Origin of the sequence: Lactobacillus sp. 23-2 (assembly GCF_044902225.1) — a bacterium.
GTDB classification, from domain to species: domain Bacteria; phylum Bacillota; class Bacilli; order Lactobacillales; family Lactobacillaceae; genus Lactobacillus; species Lactobacillus absianus.
In genome coordinates, this window is record NZ_JAOQBX010000003.1 from 1 (window position 1) to 24,821 (window position 24,821).

The window sequence follows — 24,821 nt, forward strand, 5'->3', positions numbered from 1 at the left end:
CGGTCTGTAAAACCGCTCTCTCTGAGTTCGGTGGTTCGAATCCACTTTCCTCCATAATAGGGATATAGTATAAAGGTAGTACATCGGTCTCCAAAACCGCTAGTGTGGGTTCAATTCCTACTATCCCTGTTAAACTGAATATGGCGGAATTGGTGAAGTGGTTAACACACTGGTTTGTGGATCCAGCATACGTGGGTTCGATTCCCACATTCCGCCCTAGTGCATCAGCACAACAAAAGAATATTCGTGGCGGTGTAGCCAAGTGGTAAGGCAGAGGTCTGCAAAACCTTAATCGTCGGTTCGACTCCGATCCCCGCCTTGAGCTTGGTAAGCCAAGCGAGCTGAAAAGTAAATATGGCGGTGTGGCGGAATTGGCAGACGCGTCAGACTCAAAATCTGGTGTCCATTACGGACGTATCGGTTCGACCCCGATCACCGCTATAATTTAGAGCGACTCTGAGGAGCCGCTCTTTTTTTGCGTTCATTTGCAGAAAAGTAATGAAAAAAGCCTCTTTTTATCCTCTTTTTGTCCAAAAGGCTTGCATAAAAGTGAAAGCGTGCTAGTATAGTAAGCATATTAGGAAGAACGATTTAATTAGAAAGGAGCAAGAGCATGACTCAAGCTAGAGTAAATACTTGCAGGCTTGGCGGTGTCGTTGGTAAGGCGAGCCGATATTTGTCATGCTTTTGCTCTTAAGCAAAATTCTTGAATAATCTGTAAGCAGCACGGCTGTAAGATTTTTCTGTTCGCGCCAATGGCATCGTTAACTGGAAACTGTTAATTGTTTATGCGAGGTATTGGAATTGAACAAGGGAAAATCTTTATTGGCTGGTGCTGCTGTTTTGTTTTCTGGGGCACTTTTGACGGCTTGCGGGCAAAGCAAGGGGGCAAGTGAGAAGCAGGTATTGAACTGGATGACATCGGCAGAAATCATCACTATGGATCCGTCGAAGGCGACGGACGCGACTTCTTTCACCCAGATGGAAAACACCATGGAAGGCCTGTATCAATTAGACAAGGACAACCAGGCCAAGGAATCCCTGGCGACTAAGGCTGCCCAAAGCAAGGACGGTCTGACCTGGACTTTTGATTTACGGAAAGACGGCAAGTGGTCCAACGGGCAGGCAGTTACTGCTAAAGACTTCGTCTACTCCTGGCAGCGGACGGTTAATCCCAAGACCGCGTCTCAATACAGCTATATCTTCTCCGGCATTAAGAACGCGGACGCGATCGTGGCAGGCAAAAAAGCCCCGGCCAGCCTGGGCGTCAAAGCTCTTGGTAAGTACAAGCTGCAGGTTAAATTAGACCACAAGCTGCCTTATTTCAAGCTCTTGCTGGCCTTCCCGGTCTTTTTCCCGGAAAATCAAACTGTAGTTGAAAAATATGGCAGCAAGTACGGTACTTCTTCTAAGACCACGGTCTTTAACGGCCCCTTTGTCCAAAAAGGCTGGACCGGAGCCAACCTGTCCTGGAAGATGGTCAAGAACAAGAACTACTGGAACAAATCAGCCGTCAAACTCTCCCAGATTAACTTCATGGTTGAAAAGTCACCGTCAACGGCCTACAACCTTTACCAGGACGGCAAGCTGGATACGGCAATTTTGAGCGCCCAGGCAGCCAAGAACCTGCAAAAGCAGGCCGGCTACGTGATCAGAAAGAACAACGGCACGACTTACATGCAGTTCAACACCAAGCTGGCTAAATTTAAGAGTACTAAGCTTCGTCAAGCAGTTTCCATGGCTTTGGACCGGAAGGCCCTGGCCAAGACTCTGGGCGGCGGCTTTACCGGCGCGACGACCTTTACCGCGGCTGATATGACCAAGGTGGACGGGCAGGACTTCACCCAGCTGGCCCAGGACAAGACGACCAAACAAATCACCAGCTACCACAAGAAATTGGCTCAGAAGACCTTTAAGGAGGCCCTCAAGGACTTGCAGCTGAAGAAATTATCCTTTACTTTGCTGACGGCTGATGACGACAGCTCAAAGGCGATTGGTGAATACATCCAGAGTGCCTTGGAAACAGCTTTTGGCAAGCAAGTCTCCGTCAAGGTGCAGAGCCTGCCGACCAAGTCCCAGTTTGCCAAGATGGACAGCAGCAATTTTGAAGCCTGCGTCAGCGGCTGGAATGCTGACTTCGCTGACCCGATTTCATTCTTAGACTGCATGACCTCAACTAACGGCTACAACTCCGGTAAGTGGTCAAACAAGCAGTATGACCAGCTGATCGCCAAATCTAAGACCGTTACTTCATCTAGCCAGCGGATGCAGCTTTTGGCCAAGGCAGAAAACATCTTGATGACCGACCAGGGGGTAACGCCGCTGGTTCAGTCCGGCAGTGCCTGGATGCTGAACGCAAAGGTCAAGGGCTTGATCTACAACGGCAGCTACTACTTCGAATATGCCTACTTACAGTAAAAGAACAAGTAGAACGATTGTCAAAAGGGTTCGCTTTTGCTAAACTGAAGGCAGATTTAAGAGCTTTTTGCAAAGAGGGGGGAGCAAAAAATGAAGGACTCAAATTCTTTTGTCTACAATGTCTGGCTGATCATTCTGCTGGTTGCTGCCTACATTTGGCCAATCTTCGGTCTGGTGCCGGCAATTTACCTTTTTATCAAGCGAAAAGATGAACAGTTAGAGAAGATGCAAGGCTGGATTACCCTGGCCCTGATCTGGCAGATCGTGCTCTGGCTCCTAATGATCATTGCCTTAATCTGCTTTGTAGCGATTGCTGGCTCGGCTGGCAAGTAAAAATTGACAAACTAAAACCGCTAGTCACGCGACTAGCGGTTTTCTTCTGCCTATAAATATGGCGCCATTTTTTTGTAAAGGTCAGCTAAAGGAACAGGCGGGCTGAAGAGGAAGCCCTGGGCCAGGTTGCAGCCGGCTTCTTTGAGGAAGTCAAACTGTTCTTGAGTCTCAACCCCTTCACAGACGGTTCTGATCCCTAATTCCTTGGCCATCTGGCAGATATTGCGGACAATCGTCTTGGACCGGTCATCAAATCTTCTGAGGAAGACCATGTCAATCTTGATCACGTCGAAGTGATAGTCCTTCAAAACATTCAAGCTGGAATAGCCACTGCCAAAGTCGTCCATCCAAACCTGGTAGCCCAGGTCATGGAAGTGCTGAACGGCTTCAACCATAGCCTGGCTGCTGTCATTAAGGGCACTTTCGGTAATTTCGATGTGTACTTGATCGCGGCTGAGCCCGTAACGAGCAACTGTGTCTTCGATCTTTTGGTAAATATTGCAGGCTTCCAGGTCTGTTCTGGAAATGTTGAAGCTGATGGGGAAGATTTCTTTTCCCTTTTCCCGTAAAAACTCAGCGTCTTGCCCATAGCCCTCTAAAACGTGGCAGTCAACCTTGTAGACTTCCCGGTTGGCCTCCAGGGCAGGGATAAACTTGTCTGGAGACAGGAAGCCGTATTTGGGGTCAATCCAGCGCGACAGGGCCTCACATTCAGCCAGCTTCATGTTTTGGATGTCGATCAAGGGCTGGTAGTAGATCTTGAGCCAGTTGTCGCGGCAGGCCTGGTCGATCTCGCTCAGAACATGGACCCGGATTTCATCCGCCTTGGCCAGCTGGTCATCATAGTAGCCGATAGAGGCATTTTTCAGCTTGATTGAGTGAAGGGCGCTGGCTGCCTGGTCGAGTCCATGCAGCAGCTCAGTATTGCGCTGGCGGCGCAAAAGATGCCGGCTGGGCTTGAAGGGAGCTAAGCCAACCTTGAAGAGTAAAGTTTCGCCAGTGCTGCGGGCCGCAACTGCTTTAATGATCTTGGAAAAATTGTCTTCGTCTTGCTTTTCAATAATGCCGATGAAGTGGGCGCCATTGCGGGAAATTATTGACTTCGGAAACTGCTCTTGCAGCTGCTGGCAGATAAATTTTAAGAGATTGCTGCCGTCCTGGTAACCGTTAGTTAAGTTGTAGTCATGCAGGTTGACCAGGGAGCTGTAAAAAATGGTCAGCTCCTGTTTTTGGTCAAACTGCTTGAGGCTTTCCTCGTAATGCTCCATGAAATAGTGGAGGCTTTTGGCCCCAGTCAGCTGATCATCATCATATTTCTTCAAGTAGCTTTCATAGCGGGTAACGCTGAAGATGTTGAATTTCATGAAGACAACATACATGATGCAGGAAATAATCGCTAAAAAGCTGACCACGTAGGCGATTGGCGTTGGGACCGCCGAGTTGCTGCCATTAAGGAACATGCGGGGAAATTCCGCCTGGGCGACGACCAGGATTATGCAGAGGACAGTGGACCAGAAGAAGCGGCTGTCTTCCGTGATGACGGTCTGCTCCTGGCTGATGTAGCGGATTTCTTTTTTAAAAAGAAAGTAGAGACAGAGAGTTAAGATAATGGTGAAAAAGTCCCATTGCCAGTTTTGATTGGCCAAGAGGGATGAAATTTCAGCGGCGATGACAAATTGACAGTAAGTGAAGACAGCTATGGACAGTTTCTTGTTAATTAGCCGCTGATAAAGGAAAATGACTGGGATCAGGGTCAAGAGGATCAATCCAGTTGCCAGAAGAAAGTCGCTTAAGGCATTAAGGCTGAGCAGGGGGCTTAGCTTCTGGTAAAGGAAGACGGTCATGATCATGGATGTGTTTAAAGAGAGCAGGAAGGCTCCCAGGCTTTTGACAATCCGTTTGGGGATGCTTTCCTCTTTAAAGAATAACTGATCAGTAATTAATGCGATAAAAAATGCCTGCAGGAGAAAAGTGTGGTTGCGGGCATAAAAGGTTGTAAACCAGGCTAGCATGTGTCCATCCTAGGAATAATATCTTTAATTAATAAAACTGCTTACACATAGATTTTAGCATATATTTCTGGCCATAGCGGATGTTAAATCGGTATTTAAAATAAACTGAAAAAGTAAAGGGGAGCCTTGCGAAAACTTTGTAATTCTGTTAGGAAAGCGGCTTGGCTTAAACAAAATTTAGCATTTTACATTGATTTAACAATCATCACTGAATGCATTTAACTTGCCTCCATTAAGATTGAATCAGTAAGAATTCAAGGAGGAATTAACATGTCACGCAAAAAAAACAAAGTCGCCATCGTTGCGCTTGTTTTGCTGGCAATCGTCACCGGCTGCGTCATCGGCAGCTCCGAAGCCGATACCAAGGGAGTTTCCGGGACAGTTAACATCGCCGGGTCATCTGCCCTTCTGCCTTTAGCGCAGACCGCGGCCAAGACTTTCATGGACAAGAACCCGGACAGTGTCATCAACACTAACGGGGGTGGGTCAGGCCAAGGCCTGCAGCAGGTTTCTGACGGCACCATCGACATCGGGGACTCAGACTTGCTCGCGGAAGAAAAGCTGGACAAGAAGTCAGCCAGCAAGCTGGTTGACCACCAAGTGGCCATTACCGCCATCGCCCCGATCATTAACAAGGATGCCGGGGTCAAGAACCTGACCACTGAACAGTTGATCAAAGTTTTTACCGGCAAGGTGACCAACTGGAAGCAGGTTGGCGGCAATGACTGTCAGATCGTCCTGGTTTCCAGACCATCTTCATCAGGTACCCGGGCAACTTTTGAGCAATACGCTTTGAAGAAGCACGCTAGCCAGTCAAACCAGTCTCTGGAAACTGACGACTCAGGTACTTTGATCCAAATGATCCAAAGTGTTTCCGGCTCAATCGGCTACGTTTCCCTGTCCTACTTGACTGGTGACCCGCAAGTCGGCATCGTGTCAATCAACGGTGTTAAGCCAAGCCTGAAGAATGTCTACAATGGCAAGTATACGGTTTGGAGCTATGAGCACATGTACACTAAAGGCCAGCCAAAGGGTGCGGCCAAGGCATTCTTGCAGCAGATGCTCAGCGAGGAATATGGCAAGAAGATCGAAGCCATGGGTTACGGCGTAGCCTCCAAGCTGACGGCTGCCGCTAAAGCCACCCATACTAAGTAAGAAGGAGAAATAAGGCATTATGGACAAAGTAGTTCAAAAAGCAATTGCCAAAGACAAACGCTGGCGCGCGGTCTACGTCGCCTGCGGCCTCTTGATCGTTGCTTTGACCCTTTTGATGGGGGCCTTCCTGCTCTACCAAGGCAGCCAGACCTTCCTTAAGGCGCACCACAGCGTTTGGGAGTTCCTGTTTACCAGTGACTGGGCACCGCTTGACAAGACCGGCATGTTCGGGGGAAAAGTCGGGGCTGCCATTTACATCGTTGGTTCCCTGGAAACCTGCTTGCTGGGTTTGCTCATCTGCCTGCCGTTCGCGATCGGCTCAGCCGTTTTCATGACGGAAATTTCACCAAAAATCGGTGAAAAGTTCTTCCGGCCGGCAACCGAAATCTACGTCAGCATCCCATCCGTTGTTTACGGCTGGTTTGGCTTGACCAAGCTGGTTCCTTTAATCAGAAACGCCTTCCACCCAAAGATGGGCGGTTTCTCAGTCCTGGCCGCCTCAATTGTTCTGGCCATCATGATTTTCCCAACGATTACCACGGTTTCAGCTGACGCGATCAAGTCCGTGCCTAAGAGCTACCGGGAAGGGGCTTACGGTTTGGGCGCGACGCGCTGGCAAACGATCGGCAAGGTCGTTCTTCCAGCCGCTTCCGGCGGTATCTTGACCGGGGTGGTCTTGGGGCTGGCCCGGGCCATCGGTGAAGCTTTAGCCGTAGCCATGGTTATCGGTAAGACCCGGTCCTTCGCGACCAGTCTCTTGTCACCAACCAGCAACCTGACCAGTGCAATTGCCGCTGACATGGGTAACACGGCCCAGGGCGGGGAATACAACCTGGCTTTGTGGTCAATGGCCCTCTTGCTCTTCATCATCTCAATTGTTTTGATCGTCTTGATTCACAAACTTGGCAATGGAAAGAAGGAAAAATAAATATGAGCCGTGCTAAAAGAAAAGACCGGCTGATGACGGGAATCTTCTACGCCATCGGCTGGATTATGCTGGCCTTCCTGCTCTACTTAACGCTGACCATCATCTTTGACGGCTTGAAAGGCTTCCAGTGGGACTTCTTGGGAGCAGCCGGCAACGGGATTTTCAACCAGTTTTTCAACACTATTTACTTAGTTTTCCTCTCACTGCTGGTCTCAGTGCCAATCGGCATCGGGGCCGGGGTTTACCTGGCCGAATACGCCAAGGAAGGCAAGTTCCTAACGATCTTTGAAATCAGTATCGAATCATTATCATCCCTGCCATCTATCGTTATCGGCTTGTTTGGCTACTTGGCCTTCATCATGTGGACCGGGATGTCCTGGAATATCCTGGCCGGTGCCTTGACGATTTCAATTCTTTCTATTCCTCTGATCACTACTGAAACCAACAACGCCATCCGGGCCTTGCCGGTGGAATACAAGGAAGGTTCCCTGGGCCTGGGCGCGACTAAGTCAGAAACCATCAGAAAAGTGCTGATTCCAGCAGCCATGCCGCAGATCCTGACTGGGGTCATCATGGCCGCCGGGCGTGGCTTTGGTGAAGCCGCTGCTCTGCTGTACACTTCTGGGCAGTCAACTTACGTCAACTGGCAAAACTTCTGGAAGGTTACCTCACCAACTTCACCGCTGAACCCATTCAGAGCTGGTGAAACTCTCTCACTGCACATCTGGGTAATGAGAACCGAAGGGGCCTTGAACAAAGATGCCACGCAAATTGCCAACTTTACTTCAGCAGTCCTGGTTCTGCTCGCCCTGCTCTTTACTTTGGCAACTCGCCACATCTCAGACAAAATGCGCAAGCGCAATAATGGAGGAAACTAAAAAATGGCTGAACAAGAAAAAGACAAGTTTACGATTGAAAAGCTCAATCTTTACTACGGTGACTTTCATGCTTTGCATGACGTCAACATGCACATCAAGAAGAATAAGATTACGGCTTTCATCGGACCTTCAGGGTGTGGTAAGTCAACCTTGCTTCGCTGCTTGAACAGAATGAACGACCTGGTCGAAGGCTGCCGCATTGAAGGCGGGGTCAAGCTTGACGGTGAAGACATCTACAAGGGCAGCATGGACGTGACTGTATTGCGGCAAAGAGTCGGCATGGTCTTCCAGCGGCCAAACCCATTCCCAATGAGCGTCTACGACAATGTCGCTTATGGACCGCGGATTCATGGGATTACCGACAAGAAGGAACTGGATGAAATCGTTGAAACTTCCTTAAAGCAAGCAGCTATTTGGGATGACTTGAAGGACCGGCTGAAGAAGTCAGCCTTGGGTCTGTCAGGCGGTCAGCAGCAAAGACTCTGCATCGCCCGGGCTTTGGCCGTGAAGCCAGAAGTCTTGCTGATGGACGAACCAACCTCAGCCTTAGACCCAATTTCTACCTCTAAGATTGAAGAACTGGCCATGCAGTTGAAGGAAAAGTACACGATTGTCATCGTTACCCACAACATGCAGCAAGCCGTACGTATTTCCGACCAAACCGGCTTCTTCCTTTTAGGGGATCTGGTTGAATTTGGCGACACTGACCAAATCTTCTCTATGCCTAAGGATGAACGCACTGAAAAGTACATTACGGGGAGGTTCGGATAATGAGAACTAGATTTGATGACGAGTTGGATGAATTGCACAAGGCGATGGTCGAAATTGGCCAATTGTGCAAGGACACCATCACGGAAACGACGGATACTTTGTTTACTGGGGATGCCCATGAAGCTAAGGATTCCATTAACTTGTACCACCGGATTCACAAAAATGAGCGGGAGATTGAGGACAGCTGCCTGCGCCTGTTGATGCAGCAGCAGCCAGTCGCGACCGACCTGCGGGTGATTTCCGCTTCATTGAAGGCTGTCTATGACTTGGAAAGAATTGGGGAAATCGCGGCTGACATCTCGGAAATGGTTATTAATGACCACATGTCAGTTGCCAATGACATGATCAACCTCAAGGAAATGTCGCAGATCGCGGCAGAGATGGTCAATGACTCCATTACGTCTTTGGTAAAGACCGACAAGGACTTGGCGGACACGGTCATTCGCCGCGATGACCAGGTTGACGGTCTGTTTGACCAAGCCAAGGAAACGCTGATCAAGAGCTTCAAAGAAGATGGCAATCCAGAATACTTGCTGAATCTCTTGATGGTTGCCAAATACTTTGAAAAGATTGGCGACCACGCGGTCAACATTGCCCGCTGGGCCAAGTTCGTGGAGACTGGCAAGTCTGGCAGATAGATTAGGTCTGAGCCGCCAAATTTAACCTAGATTTTACAAACCTCTTAATTATCCGTCATAGTCAAAGGATAGGGACTAAACTATAATTAAACGTGACAGATAGATTAAGGGGTTTTTATTTATGTTAGAAATTTGGTGTGTCGAAGACGATGAGAGCATCCGTGAAATTGAAATGTATACTCTCCAGACGATGAATTTTAAGACACGGGGCTTTGAGGATGGGGAATCCTTCTTCAAGGCATTGAAAGAAAAGAAGCCGGACTTGGTAATCTTGGACTTGATGCTGCCCGATGAAGACGGCAGCGACATTTTGCGCCGGATCCGCGGCAATTCCGCGACTAAGGAACTGCCAGTGATTATCGCCAGCGCGAAAACGGCGGAATATGACAAGGTCAAGAACCTGGATTCCGGTGCCGACGACTATCTGACCAAGCCTTTCGGGATGATGGAAATGGTCTCACGGGTCAAGGCGGTTCTGAGAAGAACCCAGCGCCGCGAGGAAAAGGACAGAATCGAGAGAGATGGGATCAAGATCCTGCTCAAGCGCCATGAAGTTTTTGTTGATGGCGAGGAAATTGAGCTGACCTTGAAGGAATACGGCTTGCTAAAGCTCTTGATCACCCATCCAGAGACTGTCTTTTCCCGGGAGGAGATCATGGATCAGATCTGGGAAACTGGTTTTTACGGTGAAACCCGCACGGTCGACGTTCACGTAAGAACCTTGAGACAGAAATTGGGTGAGGCTGGCAAGCATATCGAGACGGTGCGGGGTGTCGGTTATCGCTACCATGAAGGGAATTAATGTTTAAAAGAATTTTTCGGGCAATCTTCGCATCAACGACTCTGGTTCTGCTGGTGTCCGTTGCCTTAAGCGTATTATCCTTGAGCATTGATTTTGACAATACTGAGGTTGGCACCTTGACTTCACAGGCTGACCTGGCCGCGGCTGGGGTCAGTGCCGGCGGAGTCAAGTACTTGAAGGAATTGAAGGGAGAAAACTACCGGGTCACGTGGATTGCCAAGGATGGGAAAGTCCTCTTTGATAATGAAGAGAACCCCAAGAAGATGGGCAATCACTCCCATCGCAAGGAAGTGGCGGAGGCCATGAAGAAGGGGAAGGGCGAGAGCGAGCGCTTCAGCACCACGCTGTCGACCGTGACCCATTATTATGCCGAGCGCCTTAAGGATGGCAGCGTCATCCGCGTGGCAATGACGCGGAATACGATGCTGCTGGCCTTGCTGCACCTGATTTCTCCACTCTTGATCATCTTGCTTGGGGCCACGGGCATCTCCTGGCTCTTGGGCAAGAAGATCTCTAAGACGATCGTGGAGCCATTGAACAGCCTGGATCTGGACCACCCGCTGGAAAGCTCCAATTACGAGGAAATCAAGCCTTTGCTCACGCGCCTTGACAGTCAGAACAAGCAGATCTCCGACCAGATGGAGCAGCTCCACCACCGTGAGAAGGAGTTCAAGACGGTCACTGATGCCATGCAGGAAGGGCTGATCCTGATTGACTTGGATGACAAGATTCTGCTGTCAAATCCTGCCGTAATGACCTTGCTGGACTTGGATGACAACTCCAAGCTGCCTGAAGACGTGAAAAAGATCGTCAACAAGAACAACCGGACTGAGCATGCTGAAGGGATTATTAAGCGTCATGGCCGCAGCATCCAGGTCAGCGCCAGTCCAATTACCAGCCGGAAAGTCCTTAAGGGGACTTCAATCCTGGTCGTGGACGTGACTGAAGAATACCATGAAGCTCAGATCCGCCGTGAATTTACGGCGAACGTCTCCCACGAGCTGAAGACGCCGCTGCAGTCAATCATGGGCTCGGCGGAGCTGCTGGAAAATCACCTGGTTAAAGAGGAAGACAAGGACAAGTTCTACCAGAAGATCCATGCTTCATCTTCGCAGCTGCTGACCTTGATTGATGATATCATCCGCTTGTCCCACCTTGATGAAATGCAACAGGTTGAAGAACGGCGGATCGACTTGAAAGGGCCGGCTCAAGAGGCAATTGATGCCTTGCAGAGCTCCTTTGAACGCCACAACGTGACGCTGGTGGCTAAGCTGAATTCGGTTTACGTCACAGCCAACTTCCGCCTGCTGTATGAGATCGCCTATAACCTGATTGACAATGCCATTCGCTACAACAAGCCAGGCGGCCATGTCAAAGTGACGGTTGGCGAGCGGGACGGACACGCGGTTTTAGAGGTTGCGGACAACGGGATTGGCGTGCCCGCCGAAGCCCAGCAGCGGATCTTTGAGCGCTTCTACCGGGTTGACAAGAGCCACAGCCGCAAGACTGGCGGGACCGGTCTGGGCTTGTCGATCGTCAAGCACGCGACTGAGCAGTGCCATGGCTCAATCAAGCTGTTCAGCGAGTTGGGCAAGGGCTCGGTCTTTACGGCCACCTTCCCAATCACGCGCCAGTAGGCATAAGAAAAGCCAAGCAAAATTGTTTTGCTTGGCTTTTTTGTTGCTGATTTTCTGCTGTTATGCCGTTTTCAATAACGCTACTTATATTTGCTCGACTAATCTGCTTGGCTGATCATGATTGTCGTTTGCTACTGAAAGCGGTTCGCGTACATTAGTTGTCGTAGGAGACAGACAGCTTTTTGTTCAACTTATAGATTGACAGCTTGTCGCCATCCAAGTCAACCTTGTGCATGTCGATGGCGTGAATGTCTGAATTGCCGTAGGTCGTGTAGTAGAAGATGCCCTTGTCCTGGTTCATGCAGGATGAGTAGATCGTGTATTCGTACTTGCCTGGGGTGACTTCGCACAAGCCCTTGACTTGCTCGACTGAGCCCAGGATCTTGAAGAACTGGTTGATTGAGCTGAGCTCATCGTCATCGCACATGCTGTTGTACTTAGTAAAGACGGCGCGGACGAAGCGGGACTTGCTGGACAAGTCGCCTGGCAGGCCTAAGCCAGCCATCCCGCGGGAGTACTCGTGCAGGCTGACCCCATTGCCAAACTTGTGCTCAAGCGGGTGGGCTGAGATGGCGTAGTAGTCATTCAAGTCGTACATTTGAATTGGGAATGGCGGGTTGTTGGTCATGACGCCAACCGGGTTGTCGTAGACGTTCAAGCCTTCCTTGGTTGACTCAACGACGATGCTCTTTTCCTTGTCAGCGATGATCCAGTGCAGGGTAGCAGTTGGAAAATCAGCTGAGAAGACTTCAGCGGAAACGCTCATGTTTTCCAAAAGCTTCTTGGCTTCGTCAACGGTCTTGGCTTGCCCCAAGATGTAAGGAATCATCTCAAATGAAGCAATGTTGTTCTTGCCGTCAATGTCGGCGAAGTAGTGGGCGTTGTCTGGGAAGTTCAAGCCAGCCATGCCCAAGCCTGCCTCATTGATGGCGTCATAGTAAAGCGGATAGTCTTCAACGACGGTTGCCATCCCGATCATAGCGTAGTGGCTGCTTAAATCGTCCACCTTGCGCATTGGAAACTTGAAGTTCCGCGGGGTGATGGTCACCGTTTCGTTGTATGAGAAGTCCAGGTCCAAATTGCGGCCAAAATAGTGGTCTTTAGTAGCAAAAGTGATTGCAGTACACATCTTATCAATAACCTCCCTAAAAGTAATACATTTGATGAATTCCTTTTCACTGACTATTGTAGTTCCTCAATATTGACTTGTTAAGCATAGTTTTTCTAAATTTTTCCTACGATCCATAAAAGATAATTAATAATTTCCCAAGGGATTGACGCGGCTGGCGAAAACTGCTACATTGACAGCAGATAAATCAGGAAAGAAGGGGTTCCATTGCGTTTCTAATCTTGCTATTTCATAGTCGTTGCTTGAATTAAATAGGCACTGCCATTTTGACAGAACTGTTTTTTCAAGGGGGTACTATGCACTTATGCAAGATTGGACCTGTGGGACTGTTCCAGCAGAAGTCTGTACTTGGATAAGTGCGGACTTTTTTCTTTGCTGGAGGTTTATATGCCAACAGTTTCAATCAATCAGCTGACTTTTGCATATCCAGACCAAGCTGAAAATCTGTTCGCCGGTTTAACCGTTAATCTTGATACATCCTGGAAGCTGGCCTTAGTTGGCCGCAATGGCCGGGGGAAGACCACCCTGCTGAAAATCATTGCTGGCTGCTTGGGCGATTTGCCGGCGGTCAGGACCAGCGTGGCTTGCAGCTATTATCCATTGACCGTGCGGCATCCGGATGATTTGGCTTGGAATGCCCTGCGGGAGGGGCGGAATCTGACCCAGTGGCGCGTGGAAAAAGAGCTGGGCAAGCTGGGCCTGGATGCCGGCCTGCTCTGGCAGCCATTTGCCAGCTTGAGCGGGGGCGAGCGCAGCAAGCTTTTGCTGGCGGCTTGCTTCAGCGAGCCCGATGCCTTCGTGCTCTTGGATGAGCCCAACAACCACCTGGACCTGGCCAGCCGCCAGCAGGTGGCCCAGTATCTGCGCGCGGCCAAGCAGGGCTACATCGTCGTCAGCCATGACCGTGCCTTTTTGAATCAGGTCAGCGACCACGTGCTGGCCCTTGAGAACCAGCAGGTGCACCTCTACCGGGATGACTTTGCCGGATACGAGCAGACCAAGAAGGACCGGGACGGCTTCAACCAGGCCAAGGACCGCAAGCTGCGCCGGGAGATCAAGGAACTGGACCGCAGCCAAAAGCGGCTGGCAGCCTTTGCCAATCAGGCTGAGCGGGGAGTCAGGGTCAAGAAAGGGGCTACGGCGGCGGAGAAGGCCGAGCTGAGGGACAAGGGCTTTTTGTCCAAGCGGGCGGCCAAAGTCATGAAGCGGTCAAGGAACGTGGCCCGCCGCAAAGAGGACCAGCTGGCGGAAAAACAGGGCCTGCTGGCCAACATTGAAAAGACCCCGGCCTTGGACCTGAATTTCGTGCCGGACTATCATCAAAAGCTGCTGGAGATTGAGCACCTAAGCTTGCGGATCGCGGGCAAGGACCTGTTCACGGATTTGTCCCTGCAGGTCAAAAAGCAGGGGGTCATCGCCCTGGTTGGTCCAAATGGCTCTGGCAAGTCAACCCTGTTCAAGGAAATCCTCGCTGAACAGCCGCTGGTTGACCGGACTGGCCGCCTGGAACTGGCCAGCGGGCTCAAGATCAGCTATTTGAGCCAGGACAGCCTGGACTTTACTGGCAGCTTGCCCGCTTTTGCCAAGAAGATGCATCTGAGCTACTCGGCCCTGTTAAACCAGCTCAGGAAGCTGGGCTTTGCCAGAGAAAGCTTTAATCTGCCCTTGCAAGAGCTGAGCCAAGGGCAAAAAAAGCGGGTGGCCTTGGCCAAGTCACTGGTTGAAGAGGCCAACCTCTACCTGTGGGATGAGCCGGCAAATTACCTGGATTTGTTCAACCAAGACCAGCTGGTCAAGCTATTGCAGGAGCAGCAGCCAGCCATGCTGCTGGTCGACCACGACCAGGCTTTGCTTCAAGCGGTTGCCAGCCAGATCGTGCATTTGCCTGAAGCTTAATCTTTTTGCTGAAAGCGCTTGTATTCTATAATTGAGTTAGCAGACAAAATGCTCGTTTGCTTTTTGGCATAATCTATTCAAAGCAGGTGAGGAAAATGGCATACATCGAAGTCAAGCGGCTCTACAAGCGCTACCGGATGGGAGAAAACGTGATTGAGGCCAACCGGGACATCAATTTTTCCATCAACAAGGGCGAACTGGTCATCATCCTGGGCTCTTCTGGGGCGGGCAAGTCGACTCTGCTCAACGTTCTGGGCGGAATGGACACTTTTGATGAAGGCCAGGTCGTGATCGACGGCACGGATCTGGCAAATTTTAACGACTACCAACGGACCGAATTCCGCCGCCGGGACATTGGCTTCGTCTTTCAGTTCTACAACCTGATTGCCAACCTGACCGCCAGGGAGAACGTGGAGCTGGCCGTGGAAATCAGCGAGCAGCCCTTGGACCCTGGCCAGATTTTGGCTGACGTTGGCTTGAAAGAGCGGATGGACAACTTCCCTGCCCAATTGTCGGGCGGGGAGCAGCAGCGGGTGGCGATTGCCCGGGCAGTGGCCAAGCAGCCCAAGCTCCTCCTGTGCGATGAGCCGACCGGGGCCCTGGATTATGAAACAGGCAAGCAGGTCTTGCAGCTGCTCCAGGACATGTCCCGCAAGAAAGGCGCCACGGTCATCATCGTGACCCACAACGGCGCTTTAGCGCCAATCGCTGACCGGGTCATTCACTTGCGGGACGCGACCGTGGACAAGATCACGGTCAATCCAAAGCCCCAGGACATCAAGACTTTGGAGTACTAAAGGCAGGTGGCAAAGATGCGCAAGAAGAAGTATTGGAAGAACGTTTTCCTGGCTTTTGCCAAGTCGAAGGGCCGCTTCTTGTCGATTGCGTGCCTTTTGATGATCGGCGCCATGGCCTTGGTTGGCCTTAAGGCTACCGCGCCAAACATGGAGCAGGCCGGGCAGGAGTACGTGCGGCAAAGCCGGCTGGCTGACCTGTTCGTGATCAGCGACTATGGCTTTTCCAAAGAAGACGAGGCGGAACTGCGCGCGGTCAAAGGGGCCAAAAGCGAATTTGCCTGTTTTGCCGATGCAGCGATCAAGAACAGCAGCCAGGCGGTGCGCCTGTTTTCCATGCCGGCTGCCAGCAGCCAGTTTCAGCTGGTGCAAGGGAAAAAGCCGCTTAAAAAGAGCGAGCTTGCCCTGTCAAGCAACCTGAAGGGCAAATACCGCCTGGGGCAGACGCTTGAACTGGCAAAGGCGAATGGCAGTCAGCTCAAGCGGACCAAGTTCAAGATCGTGGCCTTTGTCAAGTCTGGGGAGATCTGGAGCCAGGAGACCATGGGCACGGCCAGTTCCGGGACTGGCCAGCTGGAGGCCTATGCTTACGTGGCAAAAAGCAATTTCGCCGGCCCAGCCAACCTGGCCCGCCTGCGCTATTCATCTTTAAGGCAAGACTCTTTTGCCAGCAAGGCTTACGCAAAAGCGGTCAGCCAGAAGCAGGCCGGTTTGACCAAGCTCTTGGCGGACAATGGGGATCAGCGCTTGCAGTCTATGAAGAAGCAGACCGGGCAAAAGCTGGACCGGCAGGAAAGCAGCCTCAAGAAGCAGCAGGCCCAGCTGGCGCTTTACCAGCAGCAGGGCGGACAAGTGACCAAAAAGCAACTGAAGCAGCTGCAGGCCGGCCTGGCCAAGATTCAGGCCGCCAGAAAGCAAATGGCCAAATGGCCCAAGCCCAGCTATCAAGTCTATACCAGAGCCAGCTTGCCAGGCGGGGAAGGGTATCAGAACTTTGTCAGTGAAATCAGCTCCGTCGCGGCCGTCTCCAACGTCTTCCCAGTCGTGCTTTACCTGGTCGCAGCCCTGGTCGTCTTGACCACGATGACCCGCTTTGTCGATGAAGAACGGCAGAATGCCGGCATCTTTCGGGCTCTGGGCTACAACAAGCGCGACGTGATCCAGAAGTTCATCATCTATGGCTTGGTGGCCAGCACCACTGGGTCAGTCCTGGGAATTCTGCTGGGCAACTACTTTATCTCGCCGATCATTTTAAGGATCGTCTGCATGGGCAGCGTCATTGACCAGGTGCCCTTGAAGCTGCACTTGTCCCTCGTGCTCTTTACCTTGGCCGCCGGGCTGGCGACTGCCGTCCTGCCCAGCTTGTGGGTGGCCCGGCGGGAATTGGCCGAGCAGCCGGCCAGCCTGCTTTTGCCAAAAGCACCAGTGGCCGGGTCCAAGATCCTGCTGGAGCGGATTAAGCCGCTCTGGCGCCGCCTGTCCTTTAACGGCAAGGTGACGGCCAGAAACATTTTTCGCTACAAGCAGCGAATGCTGATGACCATCTTTGGCGTGGCCGGATCGGTAGCTCTCTTGTTCACCGGCCTGGGCATCCGCTCGTCGATCTCCGGCATCGCGGACCGCCAGTTTGGCCAATTGCTCCGCTATGACCTGCTGGTGGTGAAGAATCCCCAGGCCAGCCAGAAAGCGCAAAAAGAGCTGAAGGCCAAGCTGGCGTCAAATGATGTTGAGCGCAAGCTCCCGGTTGCTTTTTACCAATTGCAGGAAAAGGTGCAGGGGAGCGATGAAGCGCAGGCAGTCTCCTTGATCGTCAGCCAGGACAAGCAGCTGGGCGGCTTGGTCAAGCTGGATGAGCGGACCAGCGGCAAGCAGCTCCAGCTGACCAAGAACGGCGCCGTTGTTTCTGAGAAGCTGGCCAGCCTGGCCCAAGTCAAGCCAGGCGACGCGATGCGGGTCAAGATCAATGGGCAAGCAGCAAAAATCAAGGTCGCGGCTGTCTGTGAAATGTACGCTGGCCATGCAATCTACATGTCGGCTGATTATTATGAAAAAGCAACTGGGAAGAAGTATCAGAGCAATGCCAGCCTGGTGGATTTGAAGACCAGGTCCGGCCAAAAGATCAGCCAGTTCGCGGCCAGTTGCCTGAAGCTGGCGGCTTGCGGGGCAGTTTTGCAAAACCAGTCCCAAGTCAAGACGCTAAAGCAGGTGGTCAATTCCCTGCAGACGGTGATGATCGTGCTCAGCCTCTTGTCAGTCATGCTGGCGGTCGTCATCTTGTACAACCTGACCAATATCAATGTCGCTGAACGGATCCGGGAATTGTCGACCATCAAGGTCTTGGGCTTCCACAATCACGAGGTGACGATGTACATCTACCGGGAAACGATCGCATTGTCTCTGGCCGGCATCATCGCGGGAATTATCCTGGGCAGGGGGATGCACCGCTTGATCTTGCAGGTCATTGGCTCAAGCCAGATTATGTTCAACCCGCGGGTGGACCTCTTTGTCTACCTGGCCCCAATTGGGGCGATCATCCTGATCCTTTGCCTGCTCTGTCTCTGGGTCGATCGGACTTTGCAGAAGGTGGACATGCTTGAGGCCTTGAAGTCGGTTGACTAGGCAGAACTTTACATTGATTTAATCTGAAGCTTCCTTTGCATTTAACGTGCAAGTCTTAACATAAGAAATGCAATAGGAGGCGGGAAAAATGACGCGAATCAAATTACAAAAGCCTGAAAATCCGGATTTGGTCTACTGGACCATTATCATTGCCATTATTGCCGGGATGATTCTGACTGCTTGGCTGGGCTTGCACTCTTAAAAAAATCTAACTTTTTCTTAATTTAGCCTTGACGTCAGCTGATTTTGCACTAGAATATTAAACATACAGCTGAAGATGACTTAACTTTGAGAAGGAAAGTAGCTTGGGCGAAGGGCCTGCAGAGAGTTCCCGGTTGGTGCGAGGGAATGGCCTGACACAAGTGAAGATCACCTTTGAGTTGAAGCCGCGAGCTTGAGCGGCTTCAGGGACCGCCCTTTACAGCGGCAGCGTATCGCGGGAGCTTGTCCCGCCGCACGCGCAGGCTGGATTTTTTCCAGCGAAAATAGGTGGTACCGCGTTAATGACGCCCTATTGGATCAGTCGATCCAATGGGGCGCTTTTTCTTTTCAGTTAAGGAAGAACGGCTGCAGCTGCGTGAGCAGAATCAGTCTTTTGTAGCAAGAATTTAGTGTGTATGTGATTTAAGGAAAAAGAAAAAGACTTAGCTGGCTTTTGCCTGAAAAAATATCTCTGTCAACCGTTTTGCAACAAATCATGTTGATTGTCCATAATATCTTACCAATCTATTTATCTTTTATACTTTAATTTAATATTCTAACTTTTCATTTCAAATCATTAAGCTTTTACTTTAAGCTTTGTGTCCTTTTATAAAATCTCTTAATCAACTAATTTCGAAACAGATGTCAAGCATCAGTCAATCAACTCCATAATTCAAAAATGCAGCCGCGCCGCGGCTGCATTTCTTGTTTAATATGCTTTAAATTCTTTTGCTCCTATATTTCCTGCCATAAGCCGCTGACGAAGTAGGTCAGGGCAGCCCAAGTGATCAGGGGCAGGTAGTGGCCAGTCTCATCCCGTCCGGCTTTAAGCAAGTCCATGGCTGCTTTTCGGGCGACCAGGCGGAAGTCGCCAAAGACTTCCGTCCCTTCAGCCCCCTTGTGGTTAAGTGAGGACAGGTCATCCAGGTGGATGATGGCTTTGACAAGGGCGTTGCTTTCGTCGCTGAAGCCAGGGGTCGTGAAGACGCAAGGGCTGATGACCTCAACCGTGTCCTTGCTCGTAACCGTAATGCCGGTTTCTTCTTTGATTTCGCGGATCATCGCGCGTTTGACCGGGTCTGGTCCCTGAAAGTCGGCGGGATCGATCAGGCCAGCTGGGACGCCCAGCATGTATGAGCCAGTTGGGTAGCGGAATTCGTAAAAAAGCAGCAGCTTGGGTGCTTCATTGGGCAATTCAATGATCACGAAGGCGCTGGCCGCGTCCGGCGGGGCCGTGGTCAGTTCTGCAGCCGGCTTGTAGGCAAAGAGTTCTTCCGGCCCGCGCCGTGAAGCGTCATAGTAGTGGGTGCCGTCTTGGTATTCCAGATCGTAGAGCTTGATAAACTTGGTATCGGCCAGCAGGCGGCTTTTGTCGCGATTGATTTGTGGTTCCATAATTTCCCTCCTAGTTGATAAGTTAATTGTAGCGCAGGATGGCCGCCCATAGTCTGCCAAATTAAAGTTCGGTTACAGTCTTTCTACTTGCCTTGACCGGTCAAAATTTGGATGATAGCTTAAACTTGTGCGATGAAAATCATAATATAAGAAAAACTAATTCAGGAACGGATGTGAAGCATGAGCAAAGGAATTAAGAAGGCAATTAAAATCGCGGCTGCTAGCCTGGCTTGGCTGACTTTGGCTGGCTGCACCGCCAAGCAGGAGCCAAAGAGCTCAAGCCCAAAGAGCAGCAAGGCAAGCAAGCGGCAGGTAAGCGATAATTCAGCCATGGGCAGACTGAGTCAGGGACGGAAGCTTTTCTACTGGACGGTCTACTGGGACGTAAACGGACCAATCAAGACGATTGAGCAGCACGCGGACAGCGTTGACGGGGTTGGCGATTTTGCCGCGATTTACGACGAGAACAAGAATGACCAGCTCTTTTTGACTGACGGAGCCAAGAAGCTGCTCAAGCAGCTGCGGGCAAATTCCGCCACGAAGCAGACGCCGGTCTACATGACCGTGGTCAACGACACGCGGACTGAGGACAAGTCAACCGATTTGGTATCCGCCCTTTTGTCCAGCAAGGCCCGGGCCAAGCAGCAAGCCAGGGAGATCGTGGCCTTGGCCAAGAAGCACCAGTTTGACGGCGTGGAAATGGACTATGAGCAGATCCGCGGTGATACTGGCCTGTGGAAGAAGTTTGCCGTGTTTGAGAAAGAACTGTGGTCGCTTTGCCAGAAAGAGCAGCTCAAGCTGCGGGTAGTCCTTGAGCCGTCAACGCCAGTCAAGAAGATCAGCCTGGTCAAAGGACCAGAATACGTGGTCATGTGCTACAACCTGTATGGCTTTGGCTCAGCTCCCGGCCCAAAGGCCAATCGGAAGTTCCTGGTCAAGACAGTCAAGAGCTTTGAAAGCCTGGGCAAGGTGTCATATGCCTTGTCCAACGGCGGCTTTGACTTTGGCACAGCGGACGGCACCGACGTAACGTCATTGACGACCAGTGACGTCAAAAAGCTGATCAAGCGAAAAAAGGCCAAGCCCGTCAGGGACAAAGCCAGCGGGGCCATGCACTTCAGCTACGGCAGCCATGAAGTCTGGTATGCCGACGACCAGACCCTGCAGATTTGGGCCAAGACCCTGGACGAGGCTGCTGGCCGCAAGGTCGATCTCAGCATTTGGCGGATGGAATAGCTTTTTTCAAATTCGTGAGCAGATTCTTTGGCAAATGGGGCAGAATCAGCTAAACTAAAGCCGGTTACAAAAAGTAAGTAAAAATAGCCGCTCGCGGCTGCTAGAAAGCGTGAAATTAAATGGAAATAATGTACTGGTCTGATATTGCCTGCCCCTTCTGCTATATCGGGGCCAACCGGATGAAGCAGGCGCTTGCCGAAGTTGGGATTGCGGATGAGACGCCAATGGAATTTCTGGCCTATGAGCTGGACCCAGAAGCCCCAAAGACGAGCTCAGAAAAGGGGGAAAAGGCCTTGGGCCAACGCGCCCGTGCGATTGAAGACATGGCTCGCGGGGATGGACTGGCAATCAACCTGTCCCAGGTCAAGCATGTCTCAACGATGGATGCCCACCGCCTGATCAAGCTGGCTAAGGATAAGTATGGGCAAGCCGCCGCTAATCGCCTGGTCAATGACTTTTACAAGCTCTATTTTGTCAAAGGTGCTGAAATCGCGGATCATGACGTCCTGAAGGAGGCAGCCGCCGCGGCTGGTCTTGACCCAGCAGCCGTTGAGGCAGTCTTGAATTCTGACGCTTATGAACAAGAAGTGCGCAACGATGAAGCAGCTGCCATGCAATCCGGCGTTTCCGGCGTACCGTTCTTTGTGATCAACGGCAAGTACGCCATCAATGGCGCTCAGCCAAAAGAACTGTTCGTCAGCGCCTTGCGGCAGGTCTTGGCTATGGAAGGAGCAAATGATGACTAAGCAAAAGGAAGAAAACAAGCAAAGGCAAGCAGTCTTTCAAAATTTGCCTGGCTTAGGCGAAGCTGGCGGCATGGCTTGCGGGCCTGATGGCTGCAGCCTGGCTGACCACCAGAAAATGCTGGCTGCCCCGAAAAACGATAAGGGCTAATGCAAAAAAGCGGCCGTCTCAACACATGAGACGGCCGCTTTTTTATTTTGCCTGCTTTTGCAGGTAGGCGCGCAGCAGCTTCAGGCCGCCAACTGGCGTGCAAAAGCGGGAGTCCTGGCTAATCGCCTTCTCCCAGACTTCATCCAGGTCAAACCAGCGAACGGCGGAAACCTCTTCTTTTTGCAGGTGCAGGTCCTGGATGTCCACCGGCTTTTGGTAGACATGGACAAAGGAGACCTCGTTGTTCTTGAAGACGGCGCCGTGAAAGACTTTTGTGTAGCAGTTGTGAAAGGTGCCAATAAAAACGAAGTCCGCGGGCTTGGCGTGGATGCCCAGCTCTTCGCCCAATTCTCTGATGATCGTGTCCAGTGGCGCGTCCCCGGCATCGATGTGGCCCGCGGAAGAGGTGTCATAGCAGCCAGGATAAGAATCCTTGGTCAGGGTCCGCTTTTGCAGCAGGACTTGCCACTTGCCAGCACTCCTTTTCACGATCCAGACGGACGCGCAGCGGTGCCAGGCGCCGATCCGGTGGGCTTCATTTCGTTCAATCATTTTGCCGACGGGGATGCCGGCTTGGTCAACTATGTCCAGAATTTCCATCTTATGCCTCCGATTGCTCATTAGTTTAGCACCATCTGCTGAAAAAGCCTAATTTTCGACCGCCGCGTGAAACAAAAGCCGGCAGTTAACCGGTTACATCAGTAGCGCAAATAATGGCTAAAAGTCAAGTTTTCTGCTAGGCTGACCAGCTTGTTGAAAATTTGTGCACCAAGGCTGCGCTTTTTTGCAAAAATGCTTTAAAGCTAGAGAAGACAAGGAGTTTGGCAGGCTGAAAAGGCGACTTTCGTCAATCTGCCAACTTGTGGAACATGAATTGGCCAAAAGACAAAAGTTGCGATCTGTTTAAAATGCTCTGGAAAAGGCCATGCAGCTTAATTCATTTGCTATAATCTACTTTGAAGACAGGACTGATTGTGCTGGCTTTAGGCAAGAATGATCGTTTATTGTTTGTGCTGGTTATTTTATCTTTCTTTTTTCGTTTTTCGCGAAAATTATTGTAATTTAACTTATGGAGGTAAACGTCATGTTTTATCACAAGAGAAATGAACGGGTTTTGTGGAGAAGCTCCATTGGTAACGACAAAGTCATTACTATTTCCAAGAAATTGCCTAGAGATGGATCAGAACCGGTCCACCATCACCACCATCTTAAGCGCGAGTGCCTCTTGGCATTAGGGGCGGCAGCGCTGTTGATCCACCATCTGAAAGAGTAGTCCTGCTTCAAGCCAAAAGACCTGCCGGCATTGCCGGCAGGCCTTTTTTGCATATAGATTGTTAGTAGACCAGTAATCCGATGCCCAGGAAGAGCAGACAGACGAAGAACTCGAGCAGCAGCAGCTTCCAGACGAACTTCCACCATTTGTCAAAGCCGATGTTGACCATGGCCAGGGACATCAAGATCAGGCCAACCGGGGCAATCAGGCTGATATAGCCCTGACCCCAGTTGTAGGCATCAATGACACTGGCGCGGTCAACGCCCACGACGTTGGCCAATGGGGCCATGATTGGCATGGACAGGACGGCCAGGCCGGAAGAAGACTGGATGAAGAAGCCTAAGACGATGTAGATCAGGAAGAGGACCCAGACAAAGGCCAGCTTGTTCATCCCCGTAATCTGCTTGCTGAAGAAGTACATGATCGTGTCGCTGGTGTGGCTTTCATCCATGACGATGGAAACCGCTCTGGCCAAGCCAACGGTCAGGGCTACGCCAAGCAGGTCAGCGGCCCCGCTGACGAAGCTGGCCATAAACTTGTGCTCAGACAAGCCAGAGACGACGAACAGCAAGTAGGAGACGGCCAGGAAGACGACAGCAATTTCCGTAAAGTACCAGCCCTTGCTCTGCACGCCCCAGATCATGACCAGGAAGCCGGCCACGAAGGTGAGCAGGGTCAGCTTTTGACGCAGGGTGAACCTGCTCTTTTGTTTGTCGTTGTCAAAGGCCAGGTATTTTTGCTTGTTTTCTTCATATTGGTCATAGACCAATGACTTGGCAGGATCCTTGCGCACTTTTTCAGCATAGATGATGGTGTAGATCATGCCGACGAGGACGGTGACCAGCAGCATGCCGATTCTTAGCGGCAGGGCTCTGGCGAAGTTGACCCCGGCAGTGTTGGAGGCAATCACCGTTGAGAAGGGGTTGATCGTCGATGCCAGCGTCCCCAGGCTGGTGCCTAAGAAGATGGTGGCAACCACGGTCATCGTATCGTAGCCCGCGGCCAAGAAGACTGGAATCAGCATGGGGTAGAAGGCCATCGTTTCTTCAGCCAGACCAAAAGTCGTCCCGCCTAAAGCAATCAAGCCCATCACGATGACGATCAACAGCACCTGCTTGCCCTTAATGTGCTCAGACAAGGCCTGCATCCCTGAATTGATGGCCCCGTTGGCGTAAACCACCCCGATGATCCCGCCCAGGATCAGGATAAAGGTAATTATGTCGATTGAATCAGCAATCCCGTTGACCTGCGCGGTCAAAAACTGCTTGACGGCGCCCCAGAGGCTTGGCTTCTTGACTTTGATCCGCCGGTAGGAATCCGGGATAGCAACCGGCTTGTAGATGGTCCCGTCGACCAGCTTGCCGGCATCGATCTTGACCTTGTACTTGTCCAAGGTCTGCTGGCTGGCCGGCTCATGGGTGACCTTGCCAGTCGGTGAAGTGATCGCGAAGTCCTTGCTGGATGAGTCGTAGGCCACGGTCGCGTAGTTGCCGGCTGGGATGAAGAAGGTCAGTATCTGGACCAGGACCAAGACGATGATGATCACGGAATAGGCGGTCGGAAATTCATGTTTTTTCTTTTTTACTTGTTGCTTAACGGTACTCATGATTTTCACTCCCTTAACATTCATTTGCATCACAATTGCTCTACCTGTATTGTAGGAGTAAATCTGCCAGCAAAGCAAGCGCTTTCATAAAAGCCTAAGGCTAGTTTACTAAAAAACTCACTTTGCATTAAAAAAAGCCCTGCAGTCAAGGAATGATTGCAGGGCAGGGTAACTGATCTAGATTAGTTTGAGAGTGAAATAAGAAA

21 protein-coding genes, 4 tRNA genes and 1 other annotated feature are annotated in these 24,821 nt (G+C 51.2%); of the genes, 20 read left to right on the top strand and 5 right to left on the bottom strand.

What is annotated here, in order from left to right; genetic code table 11:
• Positions 1 to 58: 58 nt before the first annotated feature.
• The 6 genes from OCH80_RS01710 (at position 59) to OCH80_RS01735 (ending at position 2,751) form a co-directional block, all read left to right on the top strand.
• Positions 59 to 129, top strand: a tRNA-Trp gene (locus tag OCH80_RS01710).
• 14 nt (positions 130 to 143) lie between these two features.
• Positions 144 to 216 (top strand) — tRNA-His (locus OCH80_RS01715).
• 32 nt (positions 217 to 248) lie between these two features.
• A tRNA-Cys gene (locus tag OCH80_RS01720) sits at positions 249 to 319 on the top strand.
• Between the two features lie 37 nt (positions 320 to 356).
• A tRNA-Leu gene (locus OCH80_RS01725) sits at positions 357 to 441 on the top strand.
• A gap of 357 nt (positions 442 to 798) precedes the next feature.
• Complete coding sequence (locus OCH80_RS01730; RefSeq protein ID WP_404537400.1) at positions 799 to 2,418, top strand: peptide ABC transporter substrate-binding protein; 1,620 nt, start codon at positions 799 to 801, stop codon at positions 2,416 to 2,418.
• 90 nt (positions 2,419 to 2,508) lie between these two features.
• The gene (locus tag OCH80_RS01735; RefSeq protein ID WP_404537402.1) at positions 2,509 to 2,751 is read left to right on the top strand and encodes a hypothetical protein; all 243 of its coding nucleotides are present in this window, start codon (positions 2,509 to 2,511) and stop codon (positions 2,749 to 2,751) included.
• 50 nt (positions 2,752 to 2,801) lie between these two features.
• Here the strand turns inward: OCH80_RS01735 and OCH80_RS01740 are convergent, their stop codons facing one another.
• The gene (locus OCH80_RS01740; protein ID WP_404537404.1) at positions 2,802 to 4,763 is read right to left on the bottom strand and encodes an EAL domain-containing protein; all 1,962 of its coding nucleotides are present in this window, start codon (positions 4,761 to 4,763) and stop codon (positions 2,802 to 2,804) included.
• A 270-nt stretch (positions 4,764 to 5,033) separates the two neighbouring features.
• Between OCH80_RS01740 and OCH80_RS01745 the strand changes: the two genes are divergently transcribed.
• The 7 genes from OCH80_RS01745 (at position 5,034) to OCH80_RS01775 (ending at position 11,572) form a co-directional block, all read left to right on the top strand.
• A complete protein-coding gene (locus tag OCH80_RS01745) occupies positions 5,034 to 5,918 on the top strand; it encodes a phosphate ABC transporter substrate-binding protein (protein ID WP_404537406.1) in 885 nt (294 codons plus the stop codon).
• 19 nt (positions 5,919 to 5,937) lie between these two features.
• A complete protein-coding gene (gene pstC / locus OCH80_RS01750) occupies positions 5,938 to 6,846 on the top strand; it encodes a phosphate ABC transporter permease subunit PstC (RefSeq protein ID WP_404537408.1) in 909 nt (302 codons plus the stop codon).
• A gap of 2 nt (positions 6,847 to 6,848) precedes the next feature.
• Positions 6,849 to 7,724: a phosphate ABC transporter permease PstA gene (gene pstA / locus OCH80_RS01755; RefSeq protein ID WP_404537410.1), complete on the top strand. Its 876-nt coding sequence runs from the start codon at positions 6,849 to 6,851 to the stop codon at positions 7,722 to 7,724.
• A 3-nt stretch (positions 7,725 to 7,727) separates the two neighbouring features.
• Positions 7,728 to 8,495, top strand: coding sequence for a phosphate ABC transporter ATP-binding protein PstB (gene pstB, locus OCH80_RS01760; RefSeq protein WP_404537412.1), 768 nt, complete (start codon positions 7,728 to 7,730; stop codon positions 8,493 to 8,495).
• Entirely contained in the window at positions 8,495 to 9,133 is a 639-nt protein-coding gene (gene phoU / locus OCH80_RS01765; protein ID WP_404537414.1) for a phosphate signaling complex protein PhoU, read from the top strand. Before pstB ends, phoU begins: the two co-directional genes overlap by 1 nt.
• Before the next feature lie 121 nt (positions 9,134 to 9,254).
• Entirely contained in the window at positions 9,255 to 9,935 is a 681-nt protein-coding gene (locus OCH80_RS01770; RefSeq protein WP_302188142.1) for a response regulator transcription factor, read from the top strand.
• Positions 9,935 to 11,572 (top strand): ATP-binding protein, encoded by a 1,638-nt coding sequence (locus tag OCH80_RS01775; RefSeq protein WP_404537417.1) that lies wholly within the window; start codon positions 9,935 to 9,937, stop codon positions 11,570 to 11,572. Before OCH80_RS01770 ends, OCH80_RS01775 begins: the two co-directional genes overlap by 1 nt.
• A gap of 154 nt (positions 11,573 to 11,726) precedes the next feature.
• On the opposite strand, the gene bsh is transcribed toward OCH80_RS01775, so the two are convergent.
• Positions 11,727 to 12,701 carry a choloylglycine hydrolase gene (gene bsh / locus OCH80_RS01780; protein ID WP_404537419.1) on the bottom strand — a complete coding sequence of 325 codons (975 nt, stop codon included), beginning with the start codon at positions 12,699 to 12,701 and terminating at the stop codon, positions 11,727 to 11,729.
• Positions 12,702 to 13,088: 387 nt separating this feature from the next.
• On the opposite strand from bsh, the gene abc-f reads away from it, so the two are divergent.
• The 3 genes from abc-f (at position 13,089) to OCH80_RS01795 (ending at position 18,010) form a co-directional block, all read left to right on the top strand.
• Positions 13,089 to 14,597, top strand: coding sequence for a ribosomal protection-like ABC-F family protein (gene abc-f / locus OCH80_RS01785; protein WP_404537421.1), 1,509 nt, complete (start codon positions 13,089 to 13,091; stop codon positions 14,595 to 14,597).
• 95 nt (positions 14,598 to 14,692) lie between these two features.
• Positions 14,693 to 15,394 carry an ABC transporter ATP-binding protein gene (locus OCH80_RS01790; RefSeq protein ID WP_404537423.1) on the top strand — a complete coding sequence of 234 codons (702 nt, stop codon included), beginning with the start codon at positions 14,693 to 14,695 and terminating at the stop codon, positions 15,392 to 15,394.
• A gap of 15 nt (positions 15,395 to 15,409) precedes the next feature.
• A complete protein-coding gene (locus tag OCH80_RS01795; RefSeq protein WP_404537425.1) occupies positions 15,410 to 18,010 on the top strand; it encodes an ABC transporter permease in 2,601 nt (866 codons plus the stop codon).
• A gap of 279 nt (positions 18,011 to 18,289) precedes the next feature.
• Positions 18,290 to 18,527: a binding site (T-box leader), on the top strand.
• Positions 18,528 to 18,946: 419 nt separating this feature from the next.
• Here the strand turns inward: OCH80_RS01795 and OCH80_RS01800 are convergent.
• Positions 18,947 to 19,606 carry an NUDIX domain-containing protein gene (locus tag OCH80_RS01800; RefSeq protein WP_404537427.1) on the bottom strand — a complete coding sequence of 220 codons (660 nt, stop codon included), beginning with the start codon at positions 19,604 to 19,606 and terminating at the stop codon, positions 18,947 to 18,949.
• Positions 19,607 to 19,786: 180 nt separating this feature from the next.
• Here OCH80_RS01800 and OCH80_RS01805 point away from each other — a divergent pair, with 180 nt between their 5' ends.
• The 3 genes from OCH80_RS01805 to OCH80_RS01815 all read left to right on the top strand — a co-directional run bounded on the left by OCH80_RS01805 (position 19,787) and on the right by OCH80_RS01815 (position 21,736).
• Positions 19,787 to 20,842 carry a hypothetical protein gene (locus OCH80_RS01805; RefSeq protein ID WP_404537429.1) on the top strand — a complete coding sequence of 352 codons (1,056 nt, stop codon included), beginning with the start codon at positions 19,787 to 19,789 and terminating at the stop codon, positions 20,840 to 20,842.
• Positions 20,843 to 20,961: 119 nt separating this feature from the next.
• Positions 20,962 to 21,588, top strand: a complete 627-nt coding sequence (locus tag OCH80_RS01810) for a DsbA family oxidoreductase (RefSeq protein WP_404537431.1) — start codon at positions 20,962 to 20,964, stop codon at positions 21,586 to 21,588.
• The gene (locus OCH80_RS01815) at positions 21,578 to 21,736 is read left to right on the top strand and encodes a hypothetical protein (RefSeq protein ID WP_404537433.1); all 159 of its coding nucleotides are present in this window, start codon (positions 21,578 to 21,580) and stop codon (positions 21,734 to 21,736) included. Before OCH80_RS01810 ends, OCH80_RS01815 begins: the two co-directional genes overlap by 11 nt.
• A gap of 42 nt (positions 21,737 to 21,778) precedes the next feature.
• Here the strand turns inward: OCH80_RS01815 and OCH80_RS01820 are convergent, their stop codons facing one another.
• A complete protein-coding gene (locus tag OCH80_RS01820) occupies positions 21,779 to 22,336 on the bottom strand; it encodes an NUDIX domain-containing protein (RefSeq protein WP_404537435.1) in 558 nt (185 codons plus the stop codon).
• Positions 22,337 to 22,820: 484 nt separating this feature from the next.
• Here OCH80_RS01820 and OCH80_RS01825 point away from each other — a divergent pair, with 484 nt between their 5' ends.
• A complete protein-coding gene (locus OCH80_RS01825; RefSeq protein ID WP_206988912.1) occupies positions 22,821 to 23,009 on the top strand; it encodes a hypothetical protein in 189 nt (62 codons plus the stop codon).
• A gap of 61 nt (positions 23,010 to 23,070) precedes the next feature.
• Here the strand turns inward: OCH80_RS01825 and OCH80_RS01830 are convergent, their stop codons facing one another.
• Positions 23,071 to 24,615: a YfcC family protein gene (locus OCH80_RS01830; protein ID WP_404537437.1), complete on the bottom strand. Its 1,545-nt coding sequence runs from the start codon at positions 24,613 to 24,615 to the stop codon at positions 23,071 to 23,073.
• Positions 24,616 to 24,821: the final 206 nt, after the last annotated feature.